Source organism: Streptomyces sp. NPDC058326 (genome assembly GCF_042879855.1).
Lineage (GTDB): Bacteria > Actinomycetota > Actinomycetes > Streptomycetales > Streptomycetaceae > Streptomyces.
In genome coordinates, this window is record NZ_JBHVZO010000010.1 from 23,269 (window position 1) to 46,538 (window position 23,270).

Consider the following 23,270-nt stretch of genomic DNA (forward strand, 5'->3'; position numbering starts at 1 on the left):
CGCCTCCTTCGTACGAACCGGTCGAACTGTTCCGGGCGCATGCCCTGGCCTCGGCCGTCCGTACGGAGGCCCGGACTTCTGGATACCAGTTCCGCGAGGAGGCCGCTGCGGTGCTGAGCGCCCGCCGCGCGGCCGGAACCGTTCAGACGCTGATGTGCATCACGCAGATGTCGTCGCGCCGGGTGTCGGGGTCGACGAGGGACTCCAGGACGCCGTCGAGGAAGCGGCCGCCGCCGCTGTGCCCGGTCGCCGCACGGGCCAGCCGGGCCAGACCGTCGTCGAGGAGCTGCCCGGGCGCCTCGACGAGGCCGTCGGTGAAGAAGAGCAGCTGGTCGCCGGGGAGCAGGCGGACGGTCGACGAGGCGTAGCGCGCCGAGGGCGTGGCGCCGAGGAGGACACCCTTGGGCGAGGGCAGATAGCGGGCTTCCCCTTCGCGGAGCAGCAGGGGCGGCAGATGGCCGGCCTGCACCCAGGTGAGGAGTTCCGCGGCGGGCTCGTACCGGGCCATGATCACCGTGGCGGTGTTGAAGGCCCGCTCCGCGCTGTGCCACAGGAGCGTGTTGAGGCGGGCGAGGATCGAGGCGAGCGGCGTCCCGGTGATCGCCATGCCCTTGGCGGTGAAGCGCAGCTGGGCCATCGTGGCCACGGCGTCGAGCCCGTGACCTGCGACGTCACCGACGACGAGCAGCGCGCTGCCGTCGGGGAGTTCGATGGCGCTGTACCAGTCGCCTCCGACGTTGATGCCCTCCTGGTGGGGCTGGTACGCGACGTCGACGGTGAGGCCGGCCAGGCGCAGCGACTGCTGGGGAAGCGGCAGCAGGGCGTGCTGGAGCCGGGCGGCGAGGGCGCGCTCGGCCGCGAGTCTGCCCTGCTGTGCCAGGGCGGTCCGCTCGTGGCCGATGAGGCGCTCCTCGGCGAGGGCCCAGGCGGTGACGTCCTGGAAGAAGCCGTGGACCTCGACCGGGGTGCCGTGGACGTCCGCCTCGGCCTCGGCGACGAACCGGACGTGCCGGACCCCGCCGTCGCCCGTGGTGGTGCGGAAGGTGTGGTCGATGGGCTGCCCGTCCCCGAGGAGGCGCCGGACGCCGTCGGCCAGGGCGTCGGCGCACCCGGCGGCGGCGTGGCCGGGCAGTTCGTCCAGGGTCAGCGGGCCGAGGGACGGGTCCCGGCCGACGACGCCGTAGACCTGCTCCGACCAGGTGACGGTGGACCGGACGAGGTCCCAGTTCGCCCAGCCCATGTTGCCCAGGCGCTGCATCATCTCCAGTCGGCGCTGCTCGCGCTCCCCGCTGTCGAGACGTACCCAGGAGACGATCAGACCGCCCGCGGAGGCCGCCGCCCGGACGGCGAACCGGGAACGGCGGGGAACCCCGGCGAGCGTCTCCTCGCACTCGAACGGCTCGCCGTCGTACCGGGACCGGCTCTCCAGGGCGTGGAGGTACCCCTGCCACAGGTCCGTGCCCCGCACGGCGGGGTACGTCTCGAGGACGCGGAGTCCCACGAGTTCCCTGCCCCTGCGGCCCCCGATGTCCAGCGCGTCGGGCGAGGCCGCCGCGATCCGGAGGTCCACGACATCGCCGCCGGCCCTGCGGACCGGCACGAGGAAGACCGCCGCGCCGGGGAGGCCGTCGAGGATCTCCTGGACGGTGGACGCCGCGGGGGCGGGGGCTCGCGCTCCTTCGGCCGTCATGGGATGAGCATGCCACGGATGGGGGACGGCCTCGCGGACGGTTCTCCGCGCGTTCACCCGGTCGCCCCCGTGCGCGCCACCACGCGGAGCGTGCGGAGGGAGGCGTCGGCCGCGTCCGGGATGAGCATCCCGTGGTCGACGCCGCTGCGCAGGTAGTCCACGACCTCCGCGGTGATGACCTCGCCCGGTGCGATCACGGGCACGCCGGGCGGGTACGGGGTGATCAGCTCGGCCGCGACACGGCCGGCGGCCCGCTCCGCCGGTACGTGGTCCGCCTCCGCGAAGAACGCGTCGCGCGGCAGCATCGCCTGCTCCAGTTCGAGCGCCGGCGGGTCGGGCAGGCGCACGGGCGGTTGCCGCTCCATGGATCCGGCGCCCTCGACGAGGGCCCGCAGCGCGGCCAGCAGGGTCTCCTCGGTCTCGTCGTCGTCGGCGTGTGTGAGGGACGCGCTGATGCGGCAGGTGTCCGAGCTGCCGACGTCGACGTGCCGGTGCGCCCGCAGCCATTCGGCCGCCTGCATACCGCTGACGCCGAGCTCGCGCACGTCGATGACGATCTTCAGCGGGTCGAGGTCGGCGGCGAGCCCCGCCGTGACGACCTCGCGGTCCATCAGCCGCAGGCCGGGCAGGTCGCGGACGGCGGCGCGGACCCGCCGGGCGCGGTGCAGTGCCGCGTCGAGGAGTTCGTGGCCGTGCTCGGCCATCTGCCGGCGCCAGCCGTCGAGCGTGGCGTAGACGAGGCTGGAGGCGCTGGTGGTGGCGAGGAGGTCCTCGCGCTGCTTGAGCACCTCCGGCGACACCCGGTCGTACTGCAGGTGGAAGACCGAGCTCTGCTCGATCGCCCCGCCCATCTTGTGGACGCTGGTGACGACCAGGTCCGCCTCATGCGTCATGCCCCAGGACGGCAGGGCCGGGTGGAAGGGCAGGTGGGCGCCCCAGGCCTCGTCGACGATGAGGGGCACGTCGGCGTCGTGGCAGACCTGTGCCACGCCCTGGATGTCCGCGCAGGTGCCCCAGTCCGTGGGGGTGATGAGCAGCATGCCCTTGGCGTCGGGGTGTTCCTTGAGCTTGCGGCGTACGTCGTCCGGCTCCGGGGGGTGGGCGAGGTGACGTTCCGCGTCGAACTTCGGGTGCACCCAGATGGGCTCGACGCCGTTGATGACGACGGCCGAGATCACGGACTTGTGCGCGTTGCGGGAGAGCAGCAGTTTCTCGCCGGGGCCCGCGACGGCGAGCATGGCCGTCTTGACGGAGAGGGAGCTGCCGCAGGTGGAGAAGAAGGCCTGCTCGGCACCGACCGCGTCGGCCATCAGTTCCTGGGCCTGACTGAGTACTCCCTGGGACTCCCGCCGGTCGTCCAGTCCGTTGAGCAGGAGGACGTCGGACCGGAACACGTCGAGGCCGACGACCTCCGCCACCCGGGGGTCGGCCCCGCGCCCCTGCTTGTGGCCCGGTGGTCCGTACACCACGTCGTTCCGTCGGCGGAACTCCTGCAGGGCCTCCAGTACCGGGGCACGTGACTGGTCCATCGTTCCTCCCATGGCCGTACGGCGCGGGTTCGAGGCCGTCCACGGGGTGGATGCGGCCGTTCGGGTTCTCCCCGCGTCTTGCCCGTCGCCGCCTCCGGAAACGTATGCGGCCTCCGCCTCGGCGGTCGGCGGCGGTCGGCGCGTCAGCCCGGCGTACGCGCCGCCCCGGCCGCCTCGGACGTCGGGCCGGTGTGGTCGGGGCCGGGCGCGGTCCGGGTGAGCGGCAGGTGGTAGAGGGCGAACGCCCTGCGGATGACGGGCTGCGCGACGTTCCTGACGCGTACCCCCGCGGCCGTCATGCCGTGCTCCGTTCCCAGGTGGGCGTGGCCGTGCACGGCCAGGTCGGCGCCGGACTCGTCGATGGCCTCGGCGAGGAGGTAGCTGCCGAGGAAGGGGTAGATCTCCACGGGTTCGCCGGCGAGCGTGTCGGGCACGGGCGCGAAGTGGGTGAGGGCGATCCGCGCCCCGCAGCCGTCGGTGGACAGCTCGGTGAGGGCCCTGCGCAGGCCGTCGGCGCCCCGCCGGGTGGCGAGGACGAAGTCCTTCATCTCGCGTTCGCCGAACTCACCGGCGCTGCGGCCCGCGAAGCCGCCGCAGAAGCCCTTCGTCCCCGCGATGCCCACGTGTCCCCCGGCCACCGGCAGGACCACGCTCTCGCCCTCCAGGACGGTGACGCCGGCGTCGCTGAGGACGCGCGCGACGTCCGTCTCCTGCTCGGAGTGGTAGTCGTGGTTGCCGAGCACGGCGACCACGGGGACGCCCAGGTCGCGTACCTCCTCCGCGACGACCTCCGCCTCGGCGACCGTGCCGTGGCGGGTGAGGTCCCCGGCGAGGAGGAGGACGTCCGCGCACTGGGGCAGGGTCTCGAAGGAGGGACGCAGCAGGCCCCGGCAGTCCGGGCCCAGATGGATGTCCCCCACCGCGGCCACCCGGACCACGGCGCCGTCCTGCTTGCCGGGGGAGGCGACGACGGGGGACGTCACGGCGGGCGAGGTCACGGCGGGGGTGGTCACAGCAGCTCCTCGGGTCGGTCCGGGGGATCCGCGCAGGCGACCTGGAGGTCCGCGCGGACGGGGATGTCGGCGAGCTCCGCCTCGGCGATCCGGAGGATCTCGTCACGGCGGTCGGCCGTGGGGACGGTGCCGGTCAGGAGGACGACCGCGCCACGCACCTCGATCCGCACCCCGAGCTCGGCCACTTCCTCGCGCGCGAGCCTGTCTCTCAGCCGGGCGATCCGGTACTCGCTCTCTCCGGTGCTCATGGTGTCGCTCCGTCCTTGTCCCCGGTGCTCATCCTGTGTCGCTCCATCCTCGTCCCGGGTGCTCGTCGTGTCGCTCCGGCCGTGTCCCGGCCGCTCGTCGTGTCCGTCCCTCCGGCCCGTGTCCGTGCGGCGCTCTCACATGGTGAGGGGGCGGGTGGCCGGCCCCTGGAGCACCTTGCCGTCGTGGGCGAAGCGGGAGCCGTGGCAGGGGCACTCCCATGTCTGCTCGGCCTCGTTGAATCCCAGCTCGCATCCCATGTGCGTACAGCGCCGGCCGGTCCGCAGTCCCGCCACGAAGTGGCGGGCCACGGTGGACTGGTGCCGTGCCACCCCGGGGAGATCTCGGGCGGGCAGCCGACGCCGGGGGTCGACGAGCTCCATCCAGGCCGGGCGCGGTGCGCCGGTCAGATGCGCGGTGAGCAGCCGGCCGGCGGCCACGCCGTTGCTGAGCCCCCATCCGCCGAAGCCGGTGGCGACGAAGAGGTGTTCGGTGTCGGGGTGTTCGTGGCCGATGCAGGGCACTCCGTCGGCGGTGTGGACGTCCTGGGCCGCCCACCGGTGGACGGTCGGCGCCTCGGCGAATCCCGGGAGCCGGGCACGCGCCCAGTCCTCCAGGCGGGCGTACCGCGCGCGTACGCCCCCGCTGCCCGGCTCGAAGCTCTCGCCCGCGACGATCAGCAGCCGTCTGCCCTCTCCCAGGGGCGCGGTACGGACCGACCGGGTGCCGTGGTCGGAGGTCAGGTACATCCCGTCGGGGGCGTGGCGTTCCTCGACGGGAGCGGCGACGACGAGTTCACGGCGGAGGGAGAGCCGCATCAGGAGGGTGAGGTGGCAGCGGAGCGGGAAGTGGGTGGCGAGGACGACGTCGCGGGCGTGGACCGTGATGCCGCCCTTCACCGTGAGACGGCAGTCGGTGCCTTCGTGGACGCCGGTGACGCGGGTGTTCTCGTGGACGCGGCCGCCGTGCGCGAGAAGGTCGTCGGCGAGGCCGAGGAGGAACCGGCGGGGGTGGAACTGCAGTTGGTCCTCGACGCGGACGGCGGCCGCCACGGCGTACGGAAGTCCCGTGTCGGTCACCGTGGTGGCCCGCAGGCCCGCTGCCGAGGCGGCCGCCGTCTCGGCCCTGACGTCGCCCGCCTTTCCCTCGTCGAGGGTGTACGTGTACGCGGGGCGGCGTTCGATCTCCGCGTCGACGCCCAGTTCCTCACAGATCCGTACGACGTCGCGCAGGGCGTTCTCCTGGGCGTCGGCGTACAGGGCCGCCGCCTCCGCGCCCTGGCGGCGGCGGAGCCGTTCGTAACACATCCCGTGCAGGGAGGTCAGCTTGCCCGTGGTGTGTCCGGTCACCCCGGCGGCGATCCGCCCGGCTTCCAGCACCACCACCTCACGTCCTGCGCGTGCCAGCTCGCGGGCGGTGCACAGGCCCGCGATGCCCGCGCCCACCACGACCACGTCGGCACGGAGGTCACGGTCCAGCGGTGGATGGATGCCGCCGGGCGGTGCCGACTCCATCCAGTACGAGTTCCGGTCTCCGCGCATGATCGCTCCTCTCGGCGGCGGTCGGCCGGTCCGGCGTCTACCCGGAGCCGTCCTGCCCAGTCGCGAACGGGCCGCTGCCGAGGTGGGCGAGGAGGTCCGCCGCGTCGTCGTACACGGCGACGGCGCCCGCCTCCGTCAGGTCCTGCCGCGGGACCCCGCCGCAGAGCAGAGCCACAGGGCGCACGCCGGCGCGGCGCGCCGCCTTCATGTCCCACACGCTGTCGCCGACGAACACGGCCCCCTCGGCGGCCCCTCCCACGAGGGAGAGCGCGTGCTCGATCGGGTCGGGGGCGGGTTTGCCCTCCTCGACGTCGTCGGACGTGGCGGTGGCCGTGATGGCGTCGTCCGCGTCGAGGGCTCCGCGCAGCGCGGCGAGCTCCCGGTCCTTGGCCGAGGTCACGAGGACGACTTTCCAGCCGCTCCCCGCGAGCTTCCGCAGCAGGTCCGCCGCGCCGTCGAAGGCGAGGAGCCGCTCGAAGTACGTCCCGTACAGGGCATCGTGGGCTCCGCTGAGACGGCCGTCCCGCGACCGGTCACGGCCGGCGCCGAGCAGGTGTTCCAGGAGGTCCTCCCCCGGCAGGCCGATCGCGCGGTGGATGGCGTGCGTGGGGACGTGGTGTCCGTCCTGACGCAGGGCCTCCCACCAGGCGACGACATGCAGGTGGTTGGAGTCGACGAGGGTGCCGTCGACGTCGAAGAGCGCGACGCGGTCCATGTCCGGAGCTCCCTTCGGGGGCCGGAGCCGTCGGGTCGGTCAGCGGGGCCGGCAGACGGGTCGGTCAGAGGCGGTCGATGGAGCCGGGCTCGTCCGGCCCGGGCGGGAGCGGCCAGGACTCCCGAACGCCCCCGGTCGTCCCCGTGGTTCCCGGGGTTCCGGGCGTTCCGGTGCCGGTCGTCGTCCCGGGTTCCTGCCGGACCGGTCCCGGACCCTCGCGCAGGGGGCTCTGTCCGATGGCAGCGCCCGTGTCGGTTCCGGCGTCGGCGTCGGCGGGGCGGACCCGGCCGCGCCAGCCGCCCGTCTCACCGCCCTGCTCCTCGATGAACCCCTTGAACCGCTGCAGGTCACCCTTCACCCGACGGTCGAGGACGCCCATCATGTCGCCGGCCTTCTCCACCATGCCCTCCGGCTCCACGTCCATCGCCAGCCGCACCCGCGTGTGCTCCGCGTCCAGCGGCTGGAAGCTCACCACACCCTTCTGACGTGTCTCCCCCGCCACCGTCCGCCACGAGATCCGCTCGTCGGGAAGCTGGTCCACGATCTCGGTGTCGAACTCGCGCCGGACCCCCGCCACCTTCGTCCGCCAGTGACAGTGCCGGTCGTCGACCTGACGCACGTCCTCCACACCCTCCATGAACCGCGGGAACTCCTCGAACTGCGTCCACTGGTTGTACGCCGTCCGCAGCGGCACATCCACGTCGATGGTCTGCTCGACCCTGCTCATCGCCCTGCCTCCAGAAAGTCGTCATGGCACTGTGCGGTCGATCCGCGCGTACCCGACGACGCTCACGTCATGCGTGCCCGCCCCGTGGGCGGCCTTCGCCGCCCGCTGTCGGGGGCCCGAACTCGGCGTGCTGGGTGCCCAGGGCGAAGCCAGCTTCTCTCCGGGGCGGCGCGCCGAGGCCGCGCACAAGGGCGGACACCGGCGTCGACGAACACCGGCACGGCGCGGGCCCGGCATGGCGGGGCGGCCGGGGGGTACTCGCGGACCGAACCGACCTGAGGAGTGAGGAGTCTGGTGATGAGGACAGTGACGACGGACCGCCGGGAAGGACTCGCGCCGGTGGACGACGGCGCGGCACGGGAGACGCACGTCCCCCGGATGTGCCGTCTCCCCGGCGTGTACGCGCCCCAGGCGGACACCGGCCTGCTCGCGGCCCACGTACGCCGTGAGACCCTCCGGCCGGGAGCGCGTTCGCTCGATCTGTGTACGGGGACCGGCGCCCTCGCCGTCGTCGCCGCCCGGCACGGCGCGCGGGCCACCGCCGTCGACATCTCACGGTGCGCGATCACCGCCGCGCGCCTCAACGCCGCGCTCCACCGCTGCCGGATCCGGGTGCTGCGCGGCGACCTGGACGCGCCGATTCCCCACGAGCGCTTCGACCTGGTCACCGTGAACCCGCCGTACGTGCCCTGCGAGGACGTGGAGGTGCCCGCCCATGGCGCGCGGAGGAGCTGGGACGCCGGGACCGACGGCCGGCTGCTCCTCGACCGGGTCTGTTCCCGCGCGCCGCGGCTCCTGACGCCCTCGGGCGTGCTGCTCCTCGTCCAGTCGTCGCTCTCCGGCGTCGACGCCACTCTGGAGGCGCTCGGGCGGCGCGGTCTCACGGCGCGGGTCGTGGAGCGTCGTACGGAGGAGTTCGGTCCGGTGATGTCGGCCCGTTCGGACTGGTTCGCGGCCCGGGGGCTGATCGCCCCGGGCGCGCGCACCGAGGAGCTGGTGGTGATCCGCGCGTGCCGGCCGTGATTGGGAAGCGGTGCTCCGGGCATTCGCGCGATGTCAGTGACGTCCATCCGATGGGTGGTGTGTGATGTCTGCTTCCCCGGACGGGAACACCCCGCGGCCGAGGACCCGGGACATGGAGGCCGCCGAACCGCGGCAGGACGGGCGGGACTCCGGCACGGGCCCCGGAATCGCCAGGACCCGCACGACGCCCCCTCGTGTCCAGCCCCTGACCGAAGGGCCGCTGCTCCTGGAAGGGCCGGCGGACATCGTCATGCCGGACGGCTCCGTGGTCCACTGCGACCGTCCCGTCCTGGCGCTCTGCACCTGCCGGCGGAGTCTGCGGGCTCCGTTCTGCGACACCAGCCACCGCCCGCGCCTCAGGCGCGGCCCCCGCGGGACCACGGCGCGAGCGCCGCGCCCACCGGCCGCCGACGCGGACGGAGCGGCGACGGACGGAGCGGACGGCCCGGCGGCGGGGGCCGAGGAGGCGGACGGCCCGGCCGAGGAGGCCAGGACGCCATGACCGTCGTTCACCCGCTCACGCGGACCGCGCCCGCCCTCCCCGAAGCGCGCGGCGCGGTGTCGTACGCCGTACGGGGGCGCCTGCTCGGGGGTGGCGCGGGGCAGCTGCCCGGCGAGTCGGAGATCGCGCGCTGCGCCCCGTACGGGGAGGATCTGCAGCTGGCGCTCCACCTCTGCTACGAGCAGCACTACCAGGGCTTCGAAGGGGTGCCGGAGACGCTCGAATGGGACGCCGGCCTGCTCGGCGTACGGGCCCTCCTCGAGCACCGCTTCGAGAGCGCGCTGCGGCACGACTGCCGCGACCGTCCCGACCTGGACGAAGCCCTCGCCGCCCTCCTGATGGAGCCCGCCGAGGCCACCGGTGTCTCGCACTTCCTGCTGTCCGAGGGGGAGCCGTGGCAGCTGCGTGAGCACGCGGCGCTGCGTTCCGTGTCCCAGCTCCGGGAGGCCGACCCGCACCTCTGGATCGTGCCCCGGCTGCGGGGGCGCGCCAAGGCGGCGATGGTGGCGATCGCGTACGACGAGTACGGCTGCGGGCGGGCGGAACGGATGCACGCCGGGCTCTACGCGGACCTCATGGCCGGTCTGGGGCTCGACCCCTCGTACGGGCACTACGTGGACATGGCGGGGGCGGAGACCCTCGCGGCCTCGAACGTGATGTCGCTGTTCGGCCTGCACCGGAGGCTGCGCGGGGCGCTCGTGGGGCACTTCGCCGTCCTGGAGATCACCTCGTCACCCGCCGCCTCGCGGCTCGCCGCGGCCATGCGCAGGACCGGGGCCGGACCGGCCGCGGAGCGGTACTACGACGAGCACGTGGAGGCGGACGCCGTCCATGAGCAGGTGGTGCGCCGGGACGTGATCAGCGGTCTCCTCGACGACGAACCGGAGCTCGCTCCCGAGATCTCCTTCGGCATCGCCGCGACCTGTCTGCTCGACGACCGGTTCGGCAGTCGTCTCGTGGACGTCTGGTCGCGGGGCGACAGCGCGCTGCGCACACCCACCCACGGAGACGTGGAGAGGGTTCTGTACCAGAATTGACCGTTCCGGCCCCGGGTCGGCGGCCGGAGACGAGTCCGAGCCCCAGGAGGACGGCGCAGCATGGCGGTGGACGAGCTCGACACGCGGATCCTGCGGCTGCTCATCGAGCAGCCGCGGACGAGCGTACGGGAGTACGCGCGCATCCTGGCGGTGGCGCGGGGCACCGTGCAGGCCAGGATCGACCGTCTGGAAAGGGACGGGGTCATCACCGCGACCGGGCCCGTCCTCTCCCCCGCCGCGCTGGGTCACCCGGTGCTCGCCTTCGTGCACATCGAGGTCACCCAGGGGCATCTGGACGAGGTCGGTGACGCGCTCGCGACCGTCCCCGAGATCGTGGAGGCCTTCTCCATCACCGGCGGCGGCGATCTGCTGACCCGGGTGGTGGCCAGGGACGCCGGGCACCTGGAGGACGTCATCCAGCGCCTGATCCAGTTGCCCGGGGTGGTCCGCACCCGCACCGAGATCGCGCTGCGGGAGCGGGTGGCGCACCGGCTGCTGCCGCTGGTCGAGGCGGTGGGCCGCCGGGCCGGCTCGGTCTGAGGGCGGGCGGCGAGGGCGAGGCGGGCGCTATTCGGGGGCGGCCGGGGCGGCCCTGTGGCAGGGTGCGAACGCCCTGTGCCCCTCTCCAGTGACCTGGAGTCCCCCCGTGGCGGTACCCGCACGGCTCGTCCCCCTGCTCGACCAGTTCGACTTGCGTCCGGCGGGGTGAGTCAGCGGGTGGTACGGGCGAGCAGTATCGCCACGTCGTCCGGCGCGGGTCCTGAGAGGAGCTGCCCCAGGATCTCGTCGCACAGCGTGTCCAGGGGACGGTCGAGGTGCCGGAGCGCCCTGCCGAGCTGACGCATCCCCTCGTCGAGGTCGCGGTCGCGGGCCTCGATGAGACCGTCCGTGTACAGCACGAGCAGCCCGCCGGGAGGCAGGAAGACCTCCTCCGTGCCGAAGTCGTGGGCGCCGGTGCCCAGCGGTGTTCCCGGCGGTCCGTCGAGGAAGGTGATGGTGCCGCCCGGGGTGGCCACGGCAGGCGGCGGATGGCCGGCGCGGGCGATGACCCAGCCGCCGGTGGCCGGGTCGTGGACGGCGTAGACACAGGTCGCCATCGTGTCCTCGCCGAGGTCGGCCACGACGGCGTCGAGGGAGCTGAGCATCCGCGTCGGCGGGATGTCGTGGCGGGCCAGGGTCCGTACCGCCGTGCGCAGCTGGCCCATGACGGCCGCCGCGTGGATGCCGTGCCCCATGACGTCGCCGATGACGAGGCCCGTCCTGCCGCCGGGCAGGGCGATGGCGTCGAACCAGTCGCCGCCGACGTCGTGGGCGCTGGCGGGCAGGTAGCGGCCGGTGAGTTCGAGACCGGTGACGGTGGGCAGCGCGCTGTTGGTGAGGCTCCGCTGAAGGGTGAGGGCGGCCTCCCGCTGGTTGGTGTAGAGCCGGGCGTTGTCGATGTTGAGGGCGGCGCGGGCCACGACCTCGTCGATGAGGACACAGTCCTGCGCGTCGAAGGGCTCGCGGGTCCGCAGCCGGGTCACCGTCACCGCGCCGAGCACCTTGCCGCGGGCCACCAGCGGGACGAGCCGCGCCGACCCTATGCGGGTGGCGAGGTACGTGCGGAGCGCCTCGGTCCGCGGATCGGTGAAGAGCGCCGGGATGTCGGAGGTGTAGAGGTCGGTGGGCCGCCCGCGGGCCACGACCTGCTCGTACACGGAGTCGAGCGGGATCTGGAAGGTCTGCCCGGGGGCGAGCAGGGACGTCGGGGCCGTGGGGTCGGGGAAGCGGGCCGCGAGCCGTCGCAGCACCCCGCGGGTGGAGGCGGCCGGATCGTCCGGTTCGAGGACGGACTCCAGCATCTGGACGTCCGCCGAGTCGGCGAGCTGCGGAACGAGGAAACGTACCGCCTCCTCCGCCGTCTGGTTCAGGTCCAGGGTGGTGCCGATCCGGGCCCCGGCCTCGGCGAGCAGGGCGAAGCGGTGACGGGCCAGCTCGACCTCGCTGTGCGCCTCCTGGCTCTCGGTGATGTCGACGAGCGAGGCGATGAGCCCCAGGGACCGCCGGTCCTTGCGGTCGATCAGCGGGGCGTACGAGCAGGACCAGATGTGGTCGCGGTCGGGGTCGGCGGGCGTACGGCCGACCCGGCGGGCGTCGACGACGGCGTGCCCGCTCTCCAGGACCTGCCGCATCAGGGCTTCCAGCGAGTCGGCGTTGACACCGGGCACGACCTCGGTGAGGCGGCGGCCCACGTGCCCGGCCGCCGTCACCCCGTTCATCCGCGCCAGGGCGTCGTTGACCCGCAGGAACCGCAGGTCGGTGCCGAGCAGGGCGAGACCGATCGGCGACTGGGTGAAGAGGCTCTCCATCGCCGCGAGGTTCTCCCGCATGCGCAGGACCTCGGAGGTCTCCACCGCGATGAGCATCGCCCCCGGCCGGCCGTCCGGGTCGGTGGCCGGCACGATCCACATCTCCATGGCGATCGTGTGGCCGTCCCGATGGCGTACGGGGAGCGTGCCGACCATGGTCTCCCCGGCCTGCACGCGGTGGGTGAGCCGGTCGGCGAGTTCCCGGTTGGCGTCCGGAACGAGAAGCGGCGTGGCGAGCCGTCCGAGGACGTGCTCGGGGCGGTGACCGAGGAGGTCCTGCGCGGCGAGCGACCACTCGACGATGTGACCGGCGGCGTCCTCCCGCCACAGGGCGATCGGCAGCAGCTCCCGGAGCACGCCCGCGTCCCCGACGGCCGCCCGGGGCGGCTGCGGAACCCTGCTCGACGACTGGTGAGTCTCCAACGCATCGACCTACGCATCGGCCCGGCCCCGGGGGGCGCATTCCCTGTCGAATCACCCTAGCCGAGGACCGGACGGCGGGCGCTGCGCAGTGCGGCCGTTCGATTCATGGGTGGCGGCGGTGCGGGGGTGCGTGGGCGACGGCGGTGCGTGGGCGCGGGGGTGCGGGGGCGACGGCGGCGCGGCGGTGCGGGGGCGTGAACGTTCGTGGGCGGCTGCGGGCGGCGGGGCGCGCCGCCCTCGGTGTCCTCGCCGACGCCCCACGCCCGCTCTCAGTTGTACGGCACGCCACCGACAGCGGCGCTCCGCGGGCGTCGTTCGATCAGCTGGTGGAGGCGGTCGGCCATGGCGACCGCGAAGACGGGGTCGTTGACGTGGGCGTCGAGTTCATGGACCCGGACCTCGCCGCCCCGGACGGCGGCGCGCAGGGCGTCGAGCCCGGCCCGGTCCGCCTCCGGGTCCGCGAACGGCCCGTCCTCCGCGTCCAGGGCGGAGACGCCGCGCAGCGGCCAGAAGACCTCGGCGGGGCCGCGCGCGGTACGGAGCTTGCGGCCCATGCCGGTGCCGAGTTCGGCCATCTCGCGCGCGGAGGTCCGCATCAGGGTCACCGTCGCGTCGTGGACGAGCAGCCGCCGCTCGGCGAACCGCTCGGGAACGGTCGCCGCCGGACCGAAGTTGACCATGTCGAGGGCACCGGGGGCGACGACCTGCGGAATGCCGAGAGCACCGGCGGCGGTGAGCCGGGACGGGCCCGCGCTGAGGACCCCGCCGACGAGTTCGTCGGCGAGTTCGGTGGTGGTGAGGTCGAGGACGCCGTCGAGCATGCCGTCCCTGGCGAGTTTCTCGACGGCCCGGCCGCCCGCGCCGGTGGCGTGGAAGACGAGGACCTCGTAGCCGAGTTCGGCGAGCCGGGCGCGGGCCGTGTCGACGGCGGGGGTCGTCACGCCGAACATGGTGGCCGCCACGACCGGTCGTCCCCGGCCCGCCGGCGCGTCGTGGTTGCGCTCATGGCGGCGGGCCATTCCGGAGGCCGCCGCGGCCGCGTTGCCGAGAACCTGGCACGAGACGGAGTTGAGCCCGGAGATGTCGACGACGCTGTACATCAGCGTGAGGTCGCTGCTGTCGACGTACGGGGAGACGTCGCCGCCCGCCATGGTGCTGACGAGGAGCTTCGGTACGCCGATGGGCAGAACGCGCATGGCCTGCGCGGCGGCGAGGGTGGAGCCGCCGGTGCCGGCGGCGGCGAGCACGGCGTGCAGCCTTCCCTCGCGGTAGAGGTCGGCGACGATCCGGCTGAGGCCCTGCGCCATCACGGCGAGGGCCGCGCCCCGGTCCCCGGCGGCCCGCAGACTCGCCAGGTCGTGGCCGGCGGCCCGTGCGACGACGTCGGCGGTGACGTCGGCCACCGGCGTGTGGGCGGGCGGCGGCAGGATCCCGGTGTCGACGAGGAGGACGTCACTGCCGTACTCCCTGAGCCGCTCCCGCAGCCAGGCGTACTCCTCCCCCTTGGTGTCCAGCGTGCCGATCAGCACGACGGTCGCCATGCCCTCACCCCTCTCCCGCTTCCGCCTCCCGGACCCGCCGTTGTCGATCCTCCGTCGGGTGACCTGCGGCGACAACGACCAGTCAGGCCGGATCGGCCCGCGTCGTGGCGCAGAAGGGTGCCCCGGCCCGAATTGCCTCGCCCCGCGGATGCCCTGGTACCGGCAGGAGCGGTCGCCGCGGCGCGTACCGACGCCGGTCCGTCGTGAACCGGCGGTGCCCCGGCGGGCGGTGGGGCCGGAAAGGGCACGCGCTCGTGGCAGGTCGACGCCCCCGGCGGGCGGTGCTGCGGGAATCTTCTCCACCCTCCCGCCGTTATACCCCCCACGGGTATGTCGAGGAGGGTTCATGACCACGAGAAGACTGACGGCGCTCAGCCCCGAGCAGGCACCTGGGCGGGCCGGCGAGTTGTTGACCGACATCGTCGAACGGCACGGCTCCGCCGGTGAGATGGTGTCGACGATGGCGCACTCGCCGGCGCTGCTCGACGGGTATCTGAGCCTGTCCCGGGCGATGAAGCGGGTGAAGATCCCCCGCCCCCTGAGCGAGAAGCTGTCGCTCGCGGTCCAGGAGTGGATCGGCTGCGGCACCTGCCGCGAGGCGCACCGCGCGGCCGGACGGGCGGCGGGCCTGAGCGAGGTCGACATCGAACTCGCCCTCCAGGGCACGTCGATCGATCCGCGCGAGGCGGCCCTGATCGGCCTGGCGGTCCGGGTCCTCGCCGAACCCGGCGCCCTGTCCGACGAAGACGTCGCCGAGGTGCGCGGGCACGGCTGGAGCGACCGCGTGATCGCGGAGGTGGTGGGCGTGGTCGCGCTCAACCTGCTGACGGGCGCGTTCAACCTGCTCGCGGGGATCCAGCCGGAAGGGGAGGACTGACGGCCTCTGGGCACAGGGGGGTTGTGGGCGGCCTGGCCCGCCGTGACGCCGGGGAAGCGGAACGCCGGGCCGCGCCGGGCCACCGGGCCGCCGGGCCGCAAGACCCCCAAGCCCCCAAGCCCCCAAGCCCCCAGGAGAGGAAAATCGGTTGCCCTCCGGCGAGGGTGGTGGTTCCAATGACGGGCACGGTGTCCAGGGCGCGCCCGCCCGGCGGGGCGTGACGCACTCGAACCACCTGCCCCGGCCGCCGGCACGCGATCCCGGCGGGCGGCGACCGCTTCGTCCCAGGGAGAGACGCCACCCGATGAACACGTCACCATCGCCGTCCGGAGCGCGGAACACGGACGGTTCGCCCGTCCGCGTGGGCGCTCTCGTCCCGCTGACGCGGCCCGGCTGGGTCGAGGCTGGCCGGCATCTCCTCGCCGGACTCGAGCTGGCCGTGAGCGAGGTCAACAGCACCGGTGGGATCGCAGGCCGGCCCCTGGAGCTGCTGGTCAGGGACACCGCGGCCGACCCCGAGCGGGCCGGGGCGGCCGTGGAGGAACTCGCCGGCCTGGGTGTGGCCGCGGTGGCCGGCGAGTACCACAGCGTCGTCGCCCGCGCCGCCGCCGCCCGGGCCGACGCCCTCGGCGTGCCGTTCCTCTGCTCCTCCGCGGTCCTCGACGCGCTCACCGACGGACCCGCGGAGTGGGTCGCGCGTGTCGCCCCGGCGCAGTCCCACGGCTGGCGGCTCTACGGGGACTTCCTCCTCTGCGCCGGCCGGCACCGGATCGCGGTGGTGACCCAGCCGAGCGTCTACTGGGCGTCCGGGACCCGTATCCTGCGGGACCATCTCGCCGCCCACGGCGGCACCGTGGTCGAGCTCGACGCGAGCGCGTCCACCCCCGAGGCCCTGTGCGACGCGCTCGTCGGCCACGGCGTGACCGCGCTCCTCCTGCTGGTCGGCCATCCGGAGCCGGCGGTCCCGATCGTCAGGGCCGTCCGGGGCGACGGGCGGCTCGCGGACATCCTGATCGGCGCTCCGGCGGGGCAGCCGGAGTTCCCCGGCTGGGCGGCCGCGTTGGGCGAGGAGGGGGCGGGGATCCCGTTCCTGCGCTATCTGCCCGAGCGCCTCGGTCCGCTCGGCGAGCGCGTCGGGAAGGAGCTTCGCGAGCGGCTGGGCGAAGAGCCCTCCTTCGTCGCCTTCGAGGGCTGGGACTCCGTCACCGTCCTCGCCGAGGCGCTGCGTTCCCACGGCACGGACCGGGCGGCCGTCGCCGCGTCCTGGCCGGGCGTGGCGGTCGAGGGCACCCGTGGCCCGATCCGGTTCTCCCGTCCGCCGGGCACCGGCGTGTGGCAGTGGGCGTGGGCACCGGTCCAGGTCGTCGACCGGGACCCGGCGGAACCCGGCAGCTTCCGGGTCCTCCACGCCTAGGGGGTGTCTTGTCGACCTCACCGGACCCGACGGGAATGGTCAGACACGCCGAAGGCCCTGGACGTCGACCTCACCGGACCCACCGGAGTGACACGGGTCCGGTTCGCCCCCACCTCATAGCGGTCGACCGAGGAGGATCCACCTGGCCGGCGGGACGCGAAGGCGTCAGCGCCCGCGCGGGGCCGTGAACGTGACGTCGGCGGCGGGCACGGTGGTCTCCGCGTCGCTGCCGAGGGCGTACGCCGCGACGCGGGAGACCGTGGCGGCGGGTATCGTCTCGCTGATCCCGGGCACGGCCGGGACGTCCTGGGTCGCGTGGGCGTCGTGCGGCACGACGACGCGGTAGCCGCGGTCGAGGGCCGTGCGGGCCGTCGCCTGGACGCACATCTCGGACATCACGCCGCAGACGGCGACCGCCCGCACCCCCGCGCCGGTGAGCACGTCGCCGAGCGGGGTGTCCCGGAAGCCGTCGTCGCGGGGCTTGCGGATGACGACTTCCGCGGGTCCCGGCTCGACGGGGTGGTGAAGTTCCCAGCCGGGCGTGTGGGGTTCGTCCTCCGCGCCGGGCGGTCCGTCGTTCTGGAGGTGGACGACGAGCGCCCCGGCCTGACGGGCCCGCGCGATCAGGCCGGTCGTACGGTCGACGAGCCGGGCGGCTCCGGGCACGGCGCCGGCACCGGTGACGAAGGCCGACTGCACGTCCACGACGATGAGGGCGTCCACGGGCTGCGGGTGCGGGGCGGCCCCGGCGTGCTGGTCCATCCCGCCATCATCACGCCCACCCGCCCCTGCCGCCACGGGATTTCACCGGGAGGGTACGGGGCCGGGCACGGGGGCGGGCACGGGGGGCGATCCAGCGGCCAGGTCGCCTCAGTGCGCCGTGTCGCGGCCCCCGGCGCCCAGGAGGGCGAGCGTCGCGGCCCGCAGCCACTTGGCCGCCTCCCGCACGGACAGGCGGCCGGCCCCGACCTCGTCGCCGGCCGCGTGACCGAGGGCGATGACCGCGGCCACCAGCCAGGGGGCGGGAGGCGCGGGGTCGAACTCGCCCGACCTCTGGCCCTGTTCGATCAGCCGGGTGAGCCGCGCCGCGACGGGCTCGTGCCGGACCTCGTCGGCGGAGGGTCCGTTTCCGGTGCGGGCGCTCCCTGTCTGGAGGAGCACGGGGTTGCGTGCGAAGAGACGCCAGCCGATCTCCTGGAGCCGCAGCAGGGAGTCAAGGGCGGTGCCACCGTCCTCCTCGGCCTCGTCCATCGCGGCCATGGCCCGGTCCGTGATCCGGTCGGCGACGGCATCGAGGAGCGCGTCGCGGCTGCCGAAGTGCGCGTAGACGGTCTGTCGGGTCACGCCTGCCGCGGTGGCGATGGCGGCCATTCCCGCGTCGGGCCTCCCGGCGAGCAGCCGTACCGCCGCGTCGAGCACCGCTGCCCTGCTGCGCTCGGCGTCGGCGCGACGGCGGGGCCGGGCGGGGGACGGCTCGCCAGGGCTCTCGAAAGCAGTCAACTCTTACACCCTTGTCAGAAATGGTCACCTCGCTATACCTTACATCCCTGTAAGAGATAGGCGATGGTCGCAGCCTCCCCCCTTCCTGGCAGGAGCACGGTGAACCCCCTCCGCACCAAACCCCCCGGGCAGTTCGTCTCCGAATTCTTCACCACCCTCACCGAAGCCGTGGTGCACGGCTCCGAGGACCCCTCCGAGCTGATGTCCCGGTATTTCACCCCCGACGTCGTACAGGTCGCCGACGGTGTGGTCCTTGACCGGGACCGCCTCCTCGCCCACCTCCGGCCCGTACGCAGGAACGTGCGGACGTTCAGGTGCGAGGTGCACGAGGCGCTGGCGGACGGCGGCCGGATCGCGGCCCGCTTCACGATTCACGCCGGGATGCGCAAGGGCGGGCAGGTCTCCACCCGGGTGCACATGTTCGCCGAGTTCGCCCCCGACGGCCGGCTGCGGCGAGCCGAGCAGCTCACCCGGCCCGTCACCGCCGAACCGGAGGAGGACGAGCGGTGAACCGCCTGCACGTACGACTCCTCCTGGGCCTGGCCCTGTTGTCCACCGGCGCCCTCGCCGGCGCCTTCGGCTACGGGGCGGCCAACCTCGTCCCCACCTTCGACGCCGTGCCGCTCGAGATGAGGCTGTCCTTCCACAGCCGGCTGATGCGGATGAACGGCATCACCATGCAGGGAGCCATGGCCGCGTCGGCACTCAGCGCCCTCGCCCTCGCCGCCGTGACCCCCGGCTCCTCCCGGTGGCTGGCCGGCGGCGCCGGACTCCTCGCCGTCACCTCCTTCCTGATCACCCGCCTCGGCAACGTCCCCATCAACGGCCGCATCAAGGAGTGGGCGGTCACCTCGGCCCCCGCCGACCACGCCGAGATCCTGGCGCGCTGGGAGGCGTTCAACCAGGCCCGCACGGCGGCCGCGTTCGCCGCCTTCGCCCTGCTGATCCTCCTCGCCGTACGCCGGGACGACCCCGCGTGAACCGGGGGGGGCTCCGTCCCGAAGCATGCGCCTCGGAGGCCTCCGCGGCGCCCCGGATCAGCGACCACCTCCTGCACCGGGTGCTGATCGGCGTGGCCCACCCCGCGCGGCGCCACACACCGGCGCGACGGGCCGGACCGACGGCCGGGCACGGGGACGGGGCCTGACCGACGGCGCGGGCGGGACACCCTGCCGTGCGCTACTCGCCCCTGAGGGCCCGGGCCGTGGCGGTGCGGGCCGCCCAGCCCGCCGGGAGCGGGGCGCCGGCCGACGCTCGACGTGCCGGCCTCGGTGACGCCGGTCTCGGCCCCGAGCCGGGACACCGCGGTGTCGAGCCGCTGGGCGTATCGCGCCGGGTCCGTGCCGGGCGTCACCGTGACGGCGAACTCCGCCGGCAGGTAGCGGGCTCGCAGCGCGGCGACGGACGCCGTTCCCGTGCGCAGGGCCATGCCGTCGTCGCCCAGGTCGAAGACCTCGGCCGACGATCCGCACGGGGACCGTGCGTCCCTCTTCGGAGAGGGTGGTCGTGTCCCCCACGCGGGCGCCCGTGGTGCGCGGGAACCGGGACGCCGCGACAGCCTCCCCGGTGGCACGGAACCAGCGGCCGGAGACCATCGAGCGAGGCGACGGTGAAGTCGCATGTCGCCCGTATTCTGTCGAAGCTCCGGCTGCGCGACCGGGCCCAGGCTGTGATCGCCGCCTACGAGACGGGTCTGATCACGCCGGGATCGGAGCGGCGGGGGTCCGCCGGCCCGGGCTGACGCACGAACCCGTCCGCCGGAGCGAGCCGGGGCTCGTCGGCCCCGTCCGGCCATGGCACCGGCCCGTGCGCCGGGCCGGCCTCGGGACGCAGGAGGTCTCCGAGCGCGGTCAGTCGGATGAGACGGAGGATCCAGGGCTGGTCGCAGACGAGCCTCCAGCGCGCACCGCGCTGTTGTACGCGCCCGGCGCAGTGCGCGAGGAGGCCGAGCCCGGTGGCGTCGCAGAAGGTGAGGCACCGGATGTCGACGGTGAGGTCGTCGGACTCCCTGACGAGGGCGTCGAGCTCGGGCCGCAGGTGCCGTACGAGGACGAGGTCGAGCTCGCCCCGGAGGGCCGCGACGGTGAGACCACCGGTCGATTCGACGACGAGATACGGGTCATGACGGGGGATCAGCTGCATCGGACGCTCCACAGGGCGGCTCCATGTGTCGCTTCGAGCGTGGCCGTCCCGCTGCCGGGAGGGACGTTTCGCCTCGGCCGCTGTCACCTGAATCGGTGAATGTGCGGGCCGCTCGGTCCCGCTCTCACGCCCGGACGTCGTCCAGGGGTGCGAGACGGGGGCGCTTGGCGGTGCGGCCGTCGCCCGAGGAGTGGCCGCGCAGACGGCGGGCGATCCAGGGGCCGAGGAAGTCGGCGGCCCACCGCAGTTCGGCGGCGCCGGTGCGCCATCCGGCGGGCGGCGGGGTGGCGGGGGCGGGCAGGGGATGGGTCCAGGAGTCGTCGCTGCCGGGCAGCGCGAGGGCGTGGGCGACGGCGGCGGCGATGCGCCGGTGGCCGAGGGGGCCGGCGTGCAGGCGGTCCGTGCTCCACAGCCGGGGGTCGGTGACGACGGCGTGGTGGCCCGTCTCGGCGACGAGGACACCGTGGCGGTGCGCGGCCTCGCGGATGCGGTGGTTGAGGGCGGTGACCCGGTGGCTTACGGGCCGGGCGAGCGGGGTGACGCGGGCGACGTCGGGGAAGGTGAGGGTGGCGACGCGGGTTCCCCGGGCGGTGAGCGCGGCGAACATCGCCTCCAGGTGGCCGGCGACCTCGTCGGCGTCGAAGCGGGGCCGCAGCAGGTCGTTGACGCCGGCCACCACCGTCGCCAGGTCGGGCCGCAGGGCAAGGGCGGGGCCGAGTTGTCCGGCGTGGACCTGGCCGGCGAGGCGGCCCCGGACGGCGAGGTTGGCGTACAGCAGGCCGGGGTTGTGGCGGGCGAGCTCCTGGGCGAGCCGGTCGGCCCAGCCGCGCACGCCTGTCACGTCGTCACCGTCGCCGACGCCTTCGGTGTGACTGTCGCCGAGTGCCACGTAACGGGAGAAGGGGACGTGTGCGCCGGTCATGGCAGGACCTCGGTTCGTTGGGGGCGCGACGGTGGAGGGGTGGACAAGGCCACGACGCCACCCTAACCTCCGAATCACCTATTCAACGAATTGACTAGAGGTGATCTCGTGCACCCGTTCCGCAAGGCCGTCGAGAACCGCGACGAGACCGCCATCGAGGCGCTCCTGGCCGAGGACGTCGTCTTCACCAGCCCGGTCGCCTTCAAGCCCCACCAGGGCAGGGCGATCACCGCGGCGATCCTGCGCGGGGTGATGCGGGTCTTCGAGGACTTCACCTACGTCCGTGAGATCGCGAACCCCGACGGCCGCGACCACGCCTTCGTCTTCACCGCGACCGTCGACGGCCGGCAGATCCATGGCTGCGACTTCCTCCACTTCGACGAGGAGGGAAAGATCGACGACTTCACCGTCATGGTCCGCCCGCTCTCGGCCGCGCAGGCCCTCGCCGCGGCCATGGGAGCCCAGTTCGACCGGATCGCCCGCGAGGCGGCGGGGGCCGGAGAGACCGCCGCTCCTTGACCGACACCGGAGGCCCGGGCTCGGCCGTGAGCCCGGGCCCCGCCGGAGCGGCCGGGGCGGTCAGCCCGCGAAGCGCGCCATCCAGGCCTCGACCTCGGACGAGGAGCGCGGCAGGCCCGCCGAGAGGTTCTCGTGGCCGTCGTCGGTGACGACCAGGTCGTCCTCGATGCGGACGCCGATGCCGCGCCACTCCTCGGGCACGGTCAGGTCGTCCGGCTGGAAGTACAGCCCCGGCTCGACGGTGAGCACCATGCCCGGTTCGAGGACGCCGTCGACGTGCTCCTCGGTGCGCGAGTGGGCGCAGTCGTGGACGTCGAGGCCGAGCATGTGCCCGGTGCCGGCCATGGTGAAGCGGCGCTGGAGGCCGAGGGCGTACGCGCGGTCGACGGGGCCCTCGATGAAGCCCCACTCGACGAGCCTCGCCGTCAGATGACGCTGGGACGCCTCGTGGAAGTCGCGGAACGGGGCGCCCGGCTTCACCGCGGCCATGCCGGCCTCCTGGGCCTCGTACACCGCGTCGTACACCTGGCGCTGGACGGGTGTGAAGGTGCCGCTGACGGGGAGGGTGCGGGTCACGTCGGCGGTGTAGAGGGAGCGGGCCTCCACGCCGGCGTCGAGAAGCAGCAGCTCTCCGGGCCTGACCGGGCCGTCGTTGTCCGTCCAGTGCATGATGGTGGCGTGGTCGCCGGCGGCGCAGATGGTGCCGTAGCCGACGTCGTTGCCCTCCAGGCGGGCCCTGCGGAAGAAGGTGCCCTCGATCCACCGCTCGGACGAGGCGATCGCCCGGGAGAGTTCGCCGACGCAGTCGGTGAAGCCGCGCACGGTGGAGTCGACGGCCTTGCGCATCTCGCCGAGCTCCCAGGCGTCCTTGACGAGCCGGAGTCCGCTGAGCACCTCCTCCAGCTCGTCGTCGCGCTCCTCGTCGGTGGTGACGGCGGCTTCGAGGGCCGGGTCGTGGCCGCGGACGATCCGGGTCGGCACGCCGGAGCCGGCGGCCAGGTCCTCGGCGGCGGTGCGGACGTCACGGCAGGGCAGCCCGAGGACCCGGGCCGCCTCCGCGAGGGAGCGGCGGCGGCCCATCCACAGCTCGGCCGTGCCGCCCGTCCAGAACTCGTCGTCGTCCCGGCTGTCGCGGGGCAGCTGGTAGCAGTAGGCGTCGTGGCCGCCGTCGGGGCGGGGTTCGAGGACGAGGGCGCCGTCGCGCGCCTGGTCCCCCGTCATGTGGACGTAACCCGAGTACGGGCGGAAGGGGTAGGTGTCGTCGTTGGAGCGGGTCTTGAGGTTGCCGGAGGGGACCACGAGGCGCTCGCCGGGGAAGCGGGCGGAGAGCGCGGCGCGGCGGCGGGCCGCGTACGGGGCCTGCTCGTCGGGTTCGAGTCCGTGCCGCTCGGTGTCCGCCCACCCCGTCCTCATCAGCGCGGAGAGTTCCTCGGAGACTCCTCCGTAGAGGCCGTTCTTGCGACCCTTCGCCACGTCCTGCTCCTTCTTCCGGGTCAGTCACTCGTCCGCCGGTGGCCCGGCGTCTCCCGGAAAGTACTCCTCAGGGGCCACCCCGGGTGCC

22 protein-coding genes and 2 pseudogenes are annotated in these 23,270 nt (G+C 74.0%); 10 read left to right on the plus strand and 14 right to left on the minus strand.

Going from position 1 to position 23,270, the window contains the following annotated elements:
• Nucleotides 1–142 precede the first annotated feature (142 nt).
• From ACFVYX_RS19500 to ACFVYX_RS19530, 7 genes and pseudogenes are all read right to left on the minus strand, one after another.
• Entirely contained in the window at nucleotides 143–1,690 is a 1,548-nt protein-coding gene (locus tag ACFVYX_RS19500; RefSeq protein ID WP_389682626.1) for a PP2C family protein-serine/threonine phosphatase, read from the minus strand.
• Between the two features lie 53 nt (nucleotides 1,691–1,743).
• Nucleotides 1,744–3,219 carry an aminotransferase class I/II-fold pyridoxal phosphate-dependent enzyme gene (locus ACFVYX_RS19505; protein ID WP_389682627.1) on the minus strand — a complete coding sequence of 492 codons (1,476 nt, stop codon included), beginning with the start codon at nucleotides 3,217–3,219 and terminating at the stop codon, nucleotides 1,744–1,746.
• A gap of 143 nt (nucleotides 3,220–3,362) precedes the next feature.
• Nucleotides 3,363–4,157 carry a metallophosphoesterase gene (locus ACFVYX_RS19510; protein WP_389682852.1) on the minus strand — a complete coding sequence of 265 codons (795 nt, stop codon included), beginning with the start codon at nucleotides 4,155–4,157 and terminating at the stop codon, nucleotides 3,363–3,365.
• Nucleotides 4,158–4,228: 71 nt separating this feature from the next.
• Nucleotides 4,229–4,480 (minus strand): BON domain-containing protein, encoded by a 252-nt coding sequence (locus ACFVYX_RS19515; protein WP_389682628.1) that lies wholly within the window; start codon nucleotides 4,478–4,480, stop codon nucleotides 4,229–4,231.
• Nucleotides 4,481–4,615: 135 nt separating this feature from the next.
• The gene (locus ACFVYX_RS19520) at nucleotides 4,616–6,019 is read right to left on the minus strand and encodes an FAD-dependent oxidoreductase (protein WP_389682629.1); all 1,404 of its coding nucleotides are present in this window, start codon (nucleotides 6,017–6,019) and stop codon (nucleotides 4,616–4,618) included.
• A 37-nt stretch (nucleotides 6,020–6,056) separates the two neighbouring features.
• A complete protein-coding gene (locus ACFVYX_RS19525) occupies nucleotides 6,057–6,734 on the minus strand; it encodes an HAD family hydrolase (protein WP_389682631.1) in 678 nt (225 codons plus the stop codon).
• Between the two features lie 268 nt (nucleotides 6,735–7,002).
• Nucleotides 7,003–7,461: pseudogene (locus ACFVYX_RS19530) on the minus strand (SRPBCC family protein); the annotation flags it as partial.
• A gap of 297 nt (nucleotides 7,462–7,758) precedes the next feature.
• Between ACFVYX_RS19530 and ACFVYX_RS19535 the strand changes: the two are divergent.
• The 4 genes from ACFVYX_RS19535 (at nucleotide 7,759) to ACFVYX_RS19550 (ending at nucleotide 10,563) form a co-directional block, all read left to right on the plus strand.
• The gene (locus ACFVYX_RS19535) at nucleotides 7,759–8,484 is read left to right on the plus strand and encodes a HemK2/MTQ2 family protein methyltransferase (protein WP_389682632.1); all 726 of its coding nucleotides are present in this window, start codon (nucleotides 7,759–7,761) and stop codon (nucleotides 8,482–8,484) included.
• Between the two features lie 64 nt (nucleotides 8,485–8,548).
• A complete protein-coding gene (locus ACFVYX_RS19540) occupies nucleotides 8,549–8,986 on the plus strand; it encodes a CDGSH iron-sulfur domain-containing protein (RefSeq protein ID WP_389682633.1) in 438 nt (145 codons plus the stop codon).
• On the plus strand, nucleotides 8,983–10,023 hold the full coding sequence (locus tag ACFVYX_RS19545; protein ID WP_389682634.1) for an iron-containing redox enzyme family protein: 1,041 nt from the start codon (nucleotides 8,983–8,985) through the stop codon (nucleotides 10,021–10,023). The genes ACFVYX_RS19540 and ACFVYX_RS19545 overlap by 4 nt, the downstream gene beginning before the upstream one ends.
• Nucleotides 10,024–10,083: 60 nt before the next feature.
• Nucleotides 10,084–10,563 (plus strand): Lrp/AsnC family transcriptional regulator, encoded by a 480-nt coding sequence (locus ACFVYX_RS19550; RefSeq protein ID WP_389682635.1) that lies wholly within the window; start codon nucleotides 10,084–10,086, stop codon nucleotides 10,561–10,563.
• Nucleotides 10,564–10,733: 170 nt separating this feature from the next.
• On the opposite strand, the gene ACFVYX_RS19555 is transcribed toward ACFVYX_RS19550, so the two are convergent.
• Nucleotides 10,734–12,794 (minus strand): SpoIIE family protein phosphatase, encoded by a 2,061-nt coding sequence (locus ACFVYX_RS19555; protein ID WP_389682636.1) that lies wholly within the window; start codon nucleotides 12,792–12,794, stop codon nucleotides 10,734–10,736.
• A 269-nt stretch (nucleotides 12,795–13,063) separates the two neighbouring features.
• Complete coding sequence (locus tag ACFVYX_RS19560; RefSeq protein WP_389682637.1) at nucleotides 13,064–14,335, minus strand: Tm-1-like ATP-binding domain-containing protein; 1,272 nt, start codon at nucleotides 14,333–14,335, stop codon at nucleotides 13,064–13,066.
• A gap of 346 nt (nucleotides 14,336–14,681) precedes the next feature.
• On the opposite strand from ACFVYX_RS19560, the gene ACFVYX_RS19565 reads away from it, so the two are divergent.
• Nucleotides 14,682–15,212 (plus strand): carboxymuconolactone decarboxylase family protein, encoded by a 531-nt coding sequence (locus ACFVYX_RS19565; protein ID WP_389682638.1) that lies wholly within the window; start codon nucleotides 14,682–14,684, stop codon nucleotides 15,210–15,212.
• Nucleotides 15,213–15,516: 304 nt separating this feature from the next.
• On the plus strand, nucleotides 15,517–16,626 hold the full coding sequence (locus ACFVYX_RS19570) for an ABC transporter substrate-binding protein (protein ID WP_389682639.1): 1,110 nt from the start codon (nucleotides 15,517–15,519) through the stop codon (nucleotides 16,624–16,626).
• A 165-nt stretch (nucleotides 16,627–16,791) separates the two neighbouring features.
• On the opposite strand, the gene ACFVYX_RS19575 is transcribed toward ACFVYX_RS19570, so the two are convergent.
• Together ACFVYX_RS19575 and ACFVYX_RS19580 are read right to left on the minus strand one after the other, a co-directional pair.
• A complete protein-coding gene (locus ACFVYX_RS19575) occupies nucleotides 16,792–17,388 on the minus strand; it encodes an isochorismatase family protein (protein ID WP_389682640.1) in 597 nt (198 codons plus the stop codon).
• Between the two features lie 108 nt (nucleotides 17,389–17,496).
• Entirely contained in the window at nucleotides 17,497–18,126 is a 630-nt protein-coding gene (locus ACFVYX_RS19580) for a TetR/AcrR family transcriptional regulator (RefSeq protein WP_389682641.1), read from the minus strand.
• Nucleotides 18,127–18,225: 99 nt separating this feature from the next.
• Between ACFVYX_RS19580 and ACFVYX_RS19585 the strand changes: the two genes are divergently transcribed.
• The 3 genes and pseudogenes from ACFVYX_RS19585 to ACFVYX_RS19595 form a co-directional block, all read left to right on the plus strand.
• Nucleotides 18,226–18,636, plus strand: a complete 411-nt coding sequence (locus ACFVYX_RS19585) for a nuclear transport factor 2 family protein (RefSeq protein ID WP_389682642.1) — start codon at nucleotides 18,226–18,228, stop codon at nucleotides 18,634–18,636.
• Nucleotides 18,633–19,106, plus strand: a complete 474-nt coding sequence (locus ACFVYX_RS19590; RefSeq protein WP_389682643.1) for an anthrone oxygenase family protein — start codon at nucleotides 18,633–18,635, stop codon at nucleotides 19,104–19,106. The genes ACFVYX_RS19585 and ACFVYX_RS19590 overlap by 4 nt, the downstream gene beginning before the upstream one ends.
• A 617-nt stretch (nucleotides 19,107–19,723) precedes the next feature.
• Nucleotides 19,724–19,867, plus strand: a pseudogene (locus ACFVYX_RS19595) (LuxR C-terminal-related transcriptional regulator); the annotation flags it as partial.
• Here ACFVYX_RS19595 and ACFVYX_RS19600 read toward each other — a convergent pair.
• Complete coding sequence (locus tag ACFVYX_RS19600; RefSeq protein WP_389682644.1) at nucleotides 19,807–20,268, minus strand: STAS domain-containing protein; 462 nt, start codon at nucleotides 20,266–20,268, stop codon at nucleotides 19,807–19,809. The pseudogene ACFVYX_RS19595 and the gene ACFVYX_RS19600 sit on opposite strands and share 61 nt — an antisense overlap.
• Nucleotides 20,269–20,392: 124 nt before the next feature.
• Nucleotides 20,393–21,190 (minus strand): SGNH/GDSL hydrolase family protein, encoded by a 798-nt coding sequence (locus tag ACFVYX_RS19605; protein ID WP_389682645.1) that lies wholly within the window; start codon nucleotides 21,188–21,190, stop codon nucleotides 20,393–20,395.
• 108 nt (nucleotides 21,191–21,298) lie between these two features.
• Between ACFVYX_RS19605 and ACFVYX_RS19610 the strand changes: the two genes are divergently transcribed.
• A complete protein-coding gene (locus ACFVYX_RS19610; RefSeq protein WP_389682646.1) occupies nucleotides 21,299–21,709 on the plus strand; it encodes a nuclear transport factor 2 family protein in 411 nt (136 codons plus the stop codon).
• A 60-nt stretch (nucleotides 21,710–21,769) separates the two neighbouring features.
• Here the strand turns inward: ACFVYX_RS19610 and ACFVYX_RS19615 are convergent, their stop codons facing one another.
• On the minus strand, nucleotides 21,770–23,182 hold the full coding sequence (locus ACFVYX_RS19615) for an aminopeptidase P family protein (protein WP_389682647.1): 1,413 nt from the start codon (nucleotides 23,180–23,182) through the stop codon (nucleotides 21,770–21,772).
• Nucleotides 23,183–23,270: the final 88 nt, after the last annotated feature.

Coding starts and splice junctions, on each gene's coding strand:
- ACFVYX_RS19500 (WP_389682626.1), bottom strand. CDS start 1,690: ATGACGGCCGAAGGAGCGCGAGCCCCCGCCCCCGCGGCGTCCACCGTC.
- ACFVYX_RS19505 (WP_389682627.1), bottom strand. CDS start 3,219: ATGGACCAGTCACGTGCCCCGGTACTGGAGGCCCTGCAGGAGTTCCGC.
- ACFVYX_RS19515 (WP_389682628.1), bottom strand. CDS start 4,480: ATGAGCACCGGAGAGAGCGAGTACCGGATCGCCCGGCTGAGAGACAGG.
- ACFVYX_RS19520 (WP_389682629.1), bottom strand. CDS start 6,019: ATGCGCGGAGACCGGAACTCGTACTGGATGGAGTCGGCACCGCCCGGC.
- ACFVYX_RS19525 (WP_389682631.1), bottom strand. CDS start 6,734: ATGGACCGCGTCGCGCTCTTCGACGTCGACGGCACCCTCGTCGACTCC.
- ACFVYX_RS19535 (WP_389682632.1), top strand. CDS start 7,759: ATGAGGACAGTGACGACGGACCGCCGGGAAGGACTCGCGCCGGTGGAC.
- ACFVYX_RS19540 (WP_389682633.1), top strand. CDS start 8,549: ATGTCTGCTTCCCCGGACGGGAACACCCCGCGGCCGAGGACCCGGGAC.
- ACFVYX_RS19545 (WP_389682634.1), top strand. CDS start 8,983: ATGACCGTCGTTCACCCGCTCACGCGGACCGCGCCCGCCCTCCCCGAA.
- ACFVYX_RS19550 (WP_389682635.1), top strand. CDS start 10,084: ATGGCGGTGGACGAGCTCGACACGCGGATCCTGCGGCTGCTCATCGAG.
- ACFVYX_RS19560 (WP_389682637.1), bottom strand. CDS start 14,335: ATGGCGACCGTCGTGCTGATCGGCACGCTGGACACCAAGGGGGAGGAG.
- ACFVYX_RS19565 (WP_389682638.1), top strand. CDS start 14,682: ATGACCACGAGAAGACTGACGGCGCTCAGCCCCGAGCAGGCACCTGGG.
- ACFVYX_RS19570 (WP_389682639.1), top strand. CDS start 15,517: ATGAACACGTCACCATCGCCGTCCGGAGCGCGGAACACGGACGGTTCG.
- ACFVYX_RS19575 (WP_389682640.1), bottom strand. CDS start 17,388: ATGGACCAGCACGCCGGGGCCGCCCCGCACCCGCAGCCCGTGGACGCC.
- ACFVYX_RS19600 (WP_389682644.1), bottom strand. CDS start 20,268: ATGCAGCTGATCCCCCGTCATGACCCGTATCTCGTCGTCGAATCGACC.
- ACFVYX_RS19605 (WP_389682645.1), bottom strand. CDS start 21,190: ATGACCGGCGCACACGTCCCCTTCTCCCGTTACGTGGCACTCGGCGAC.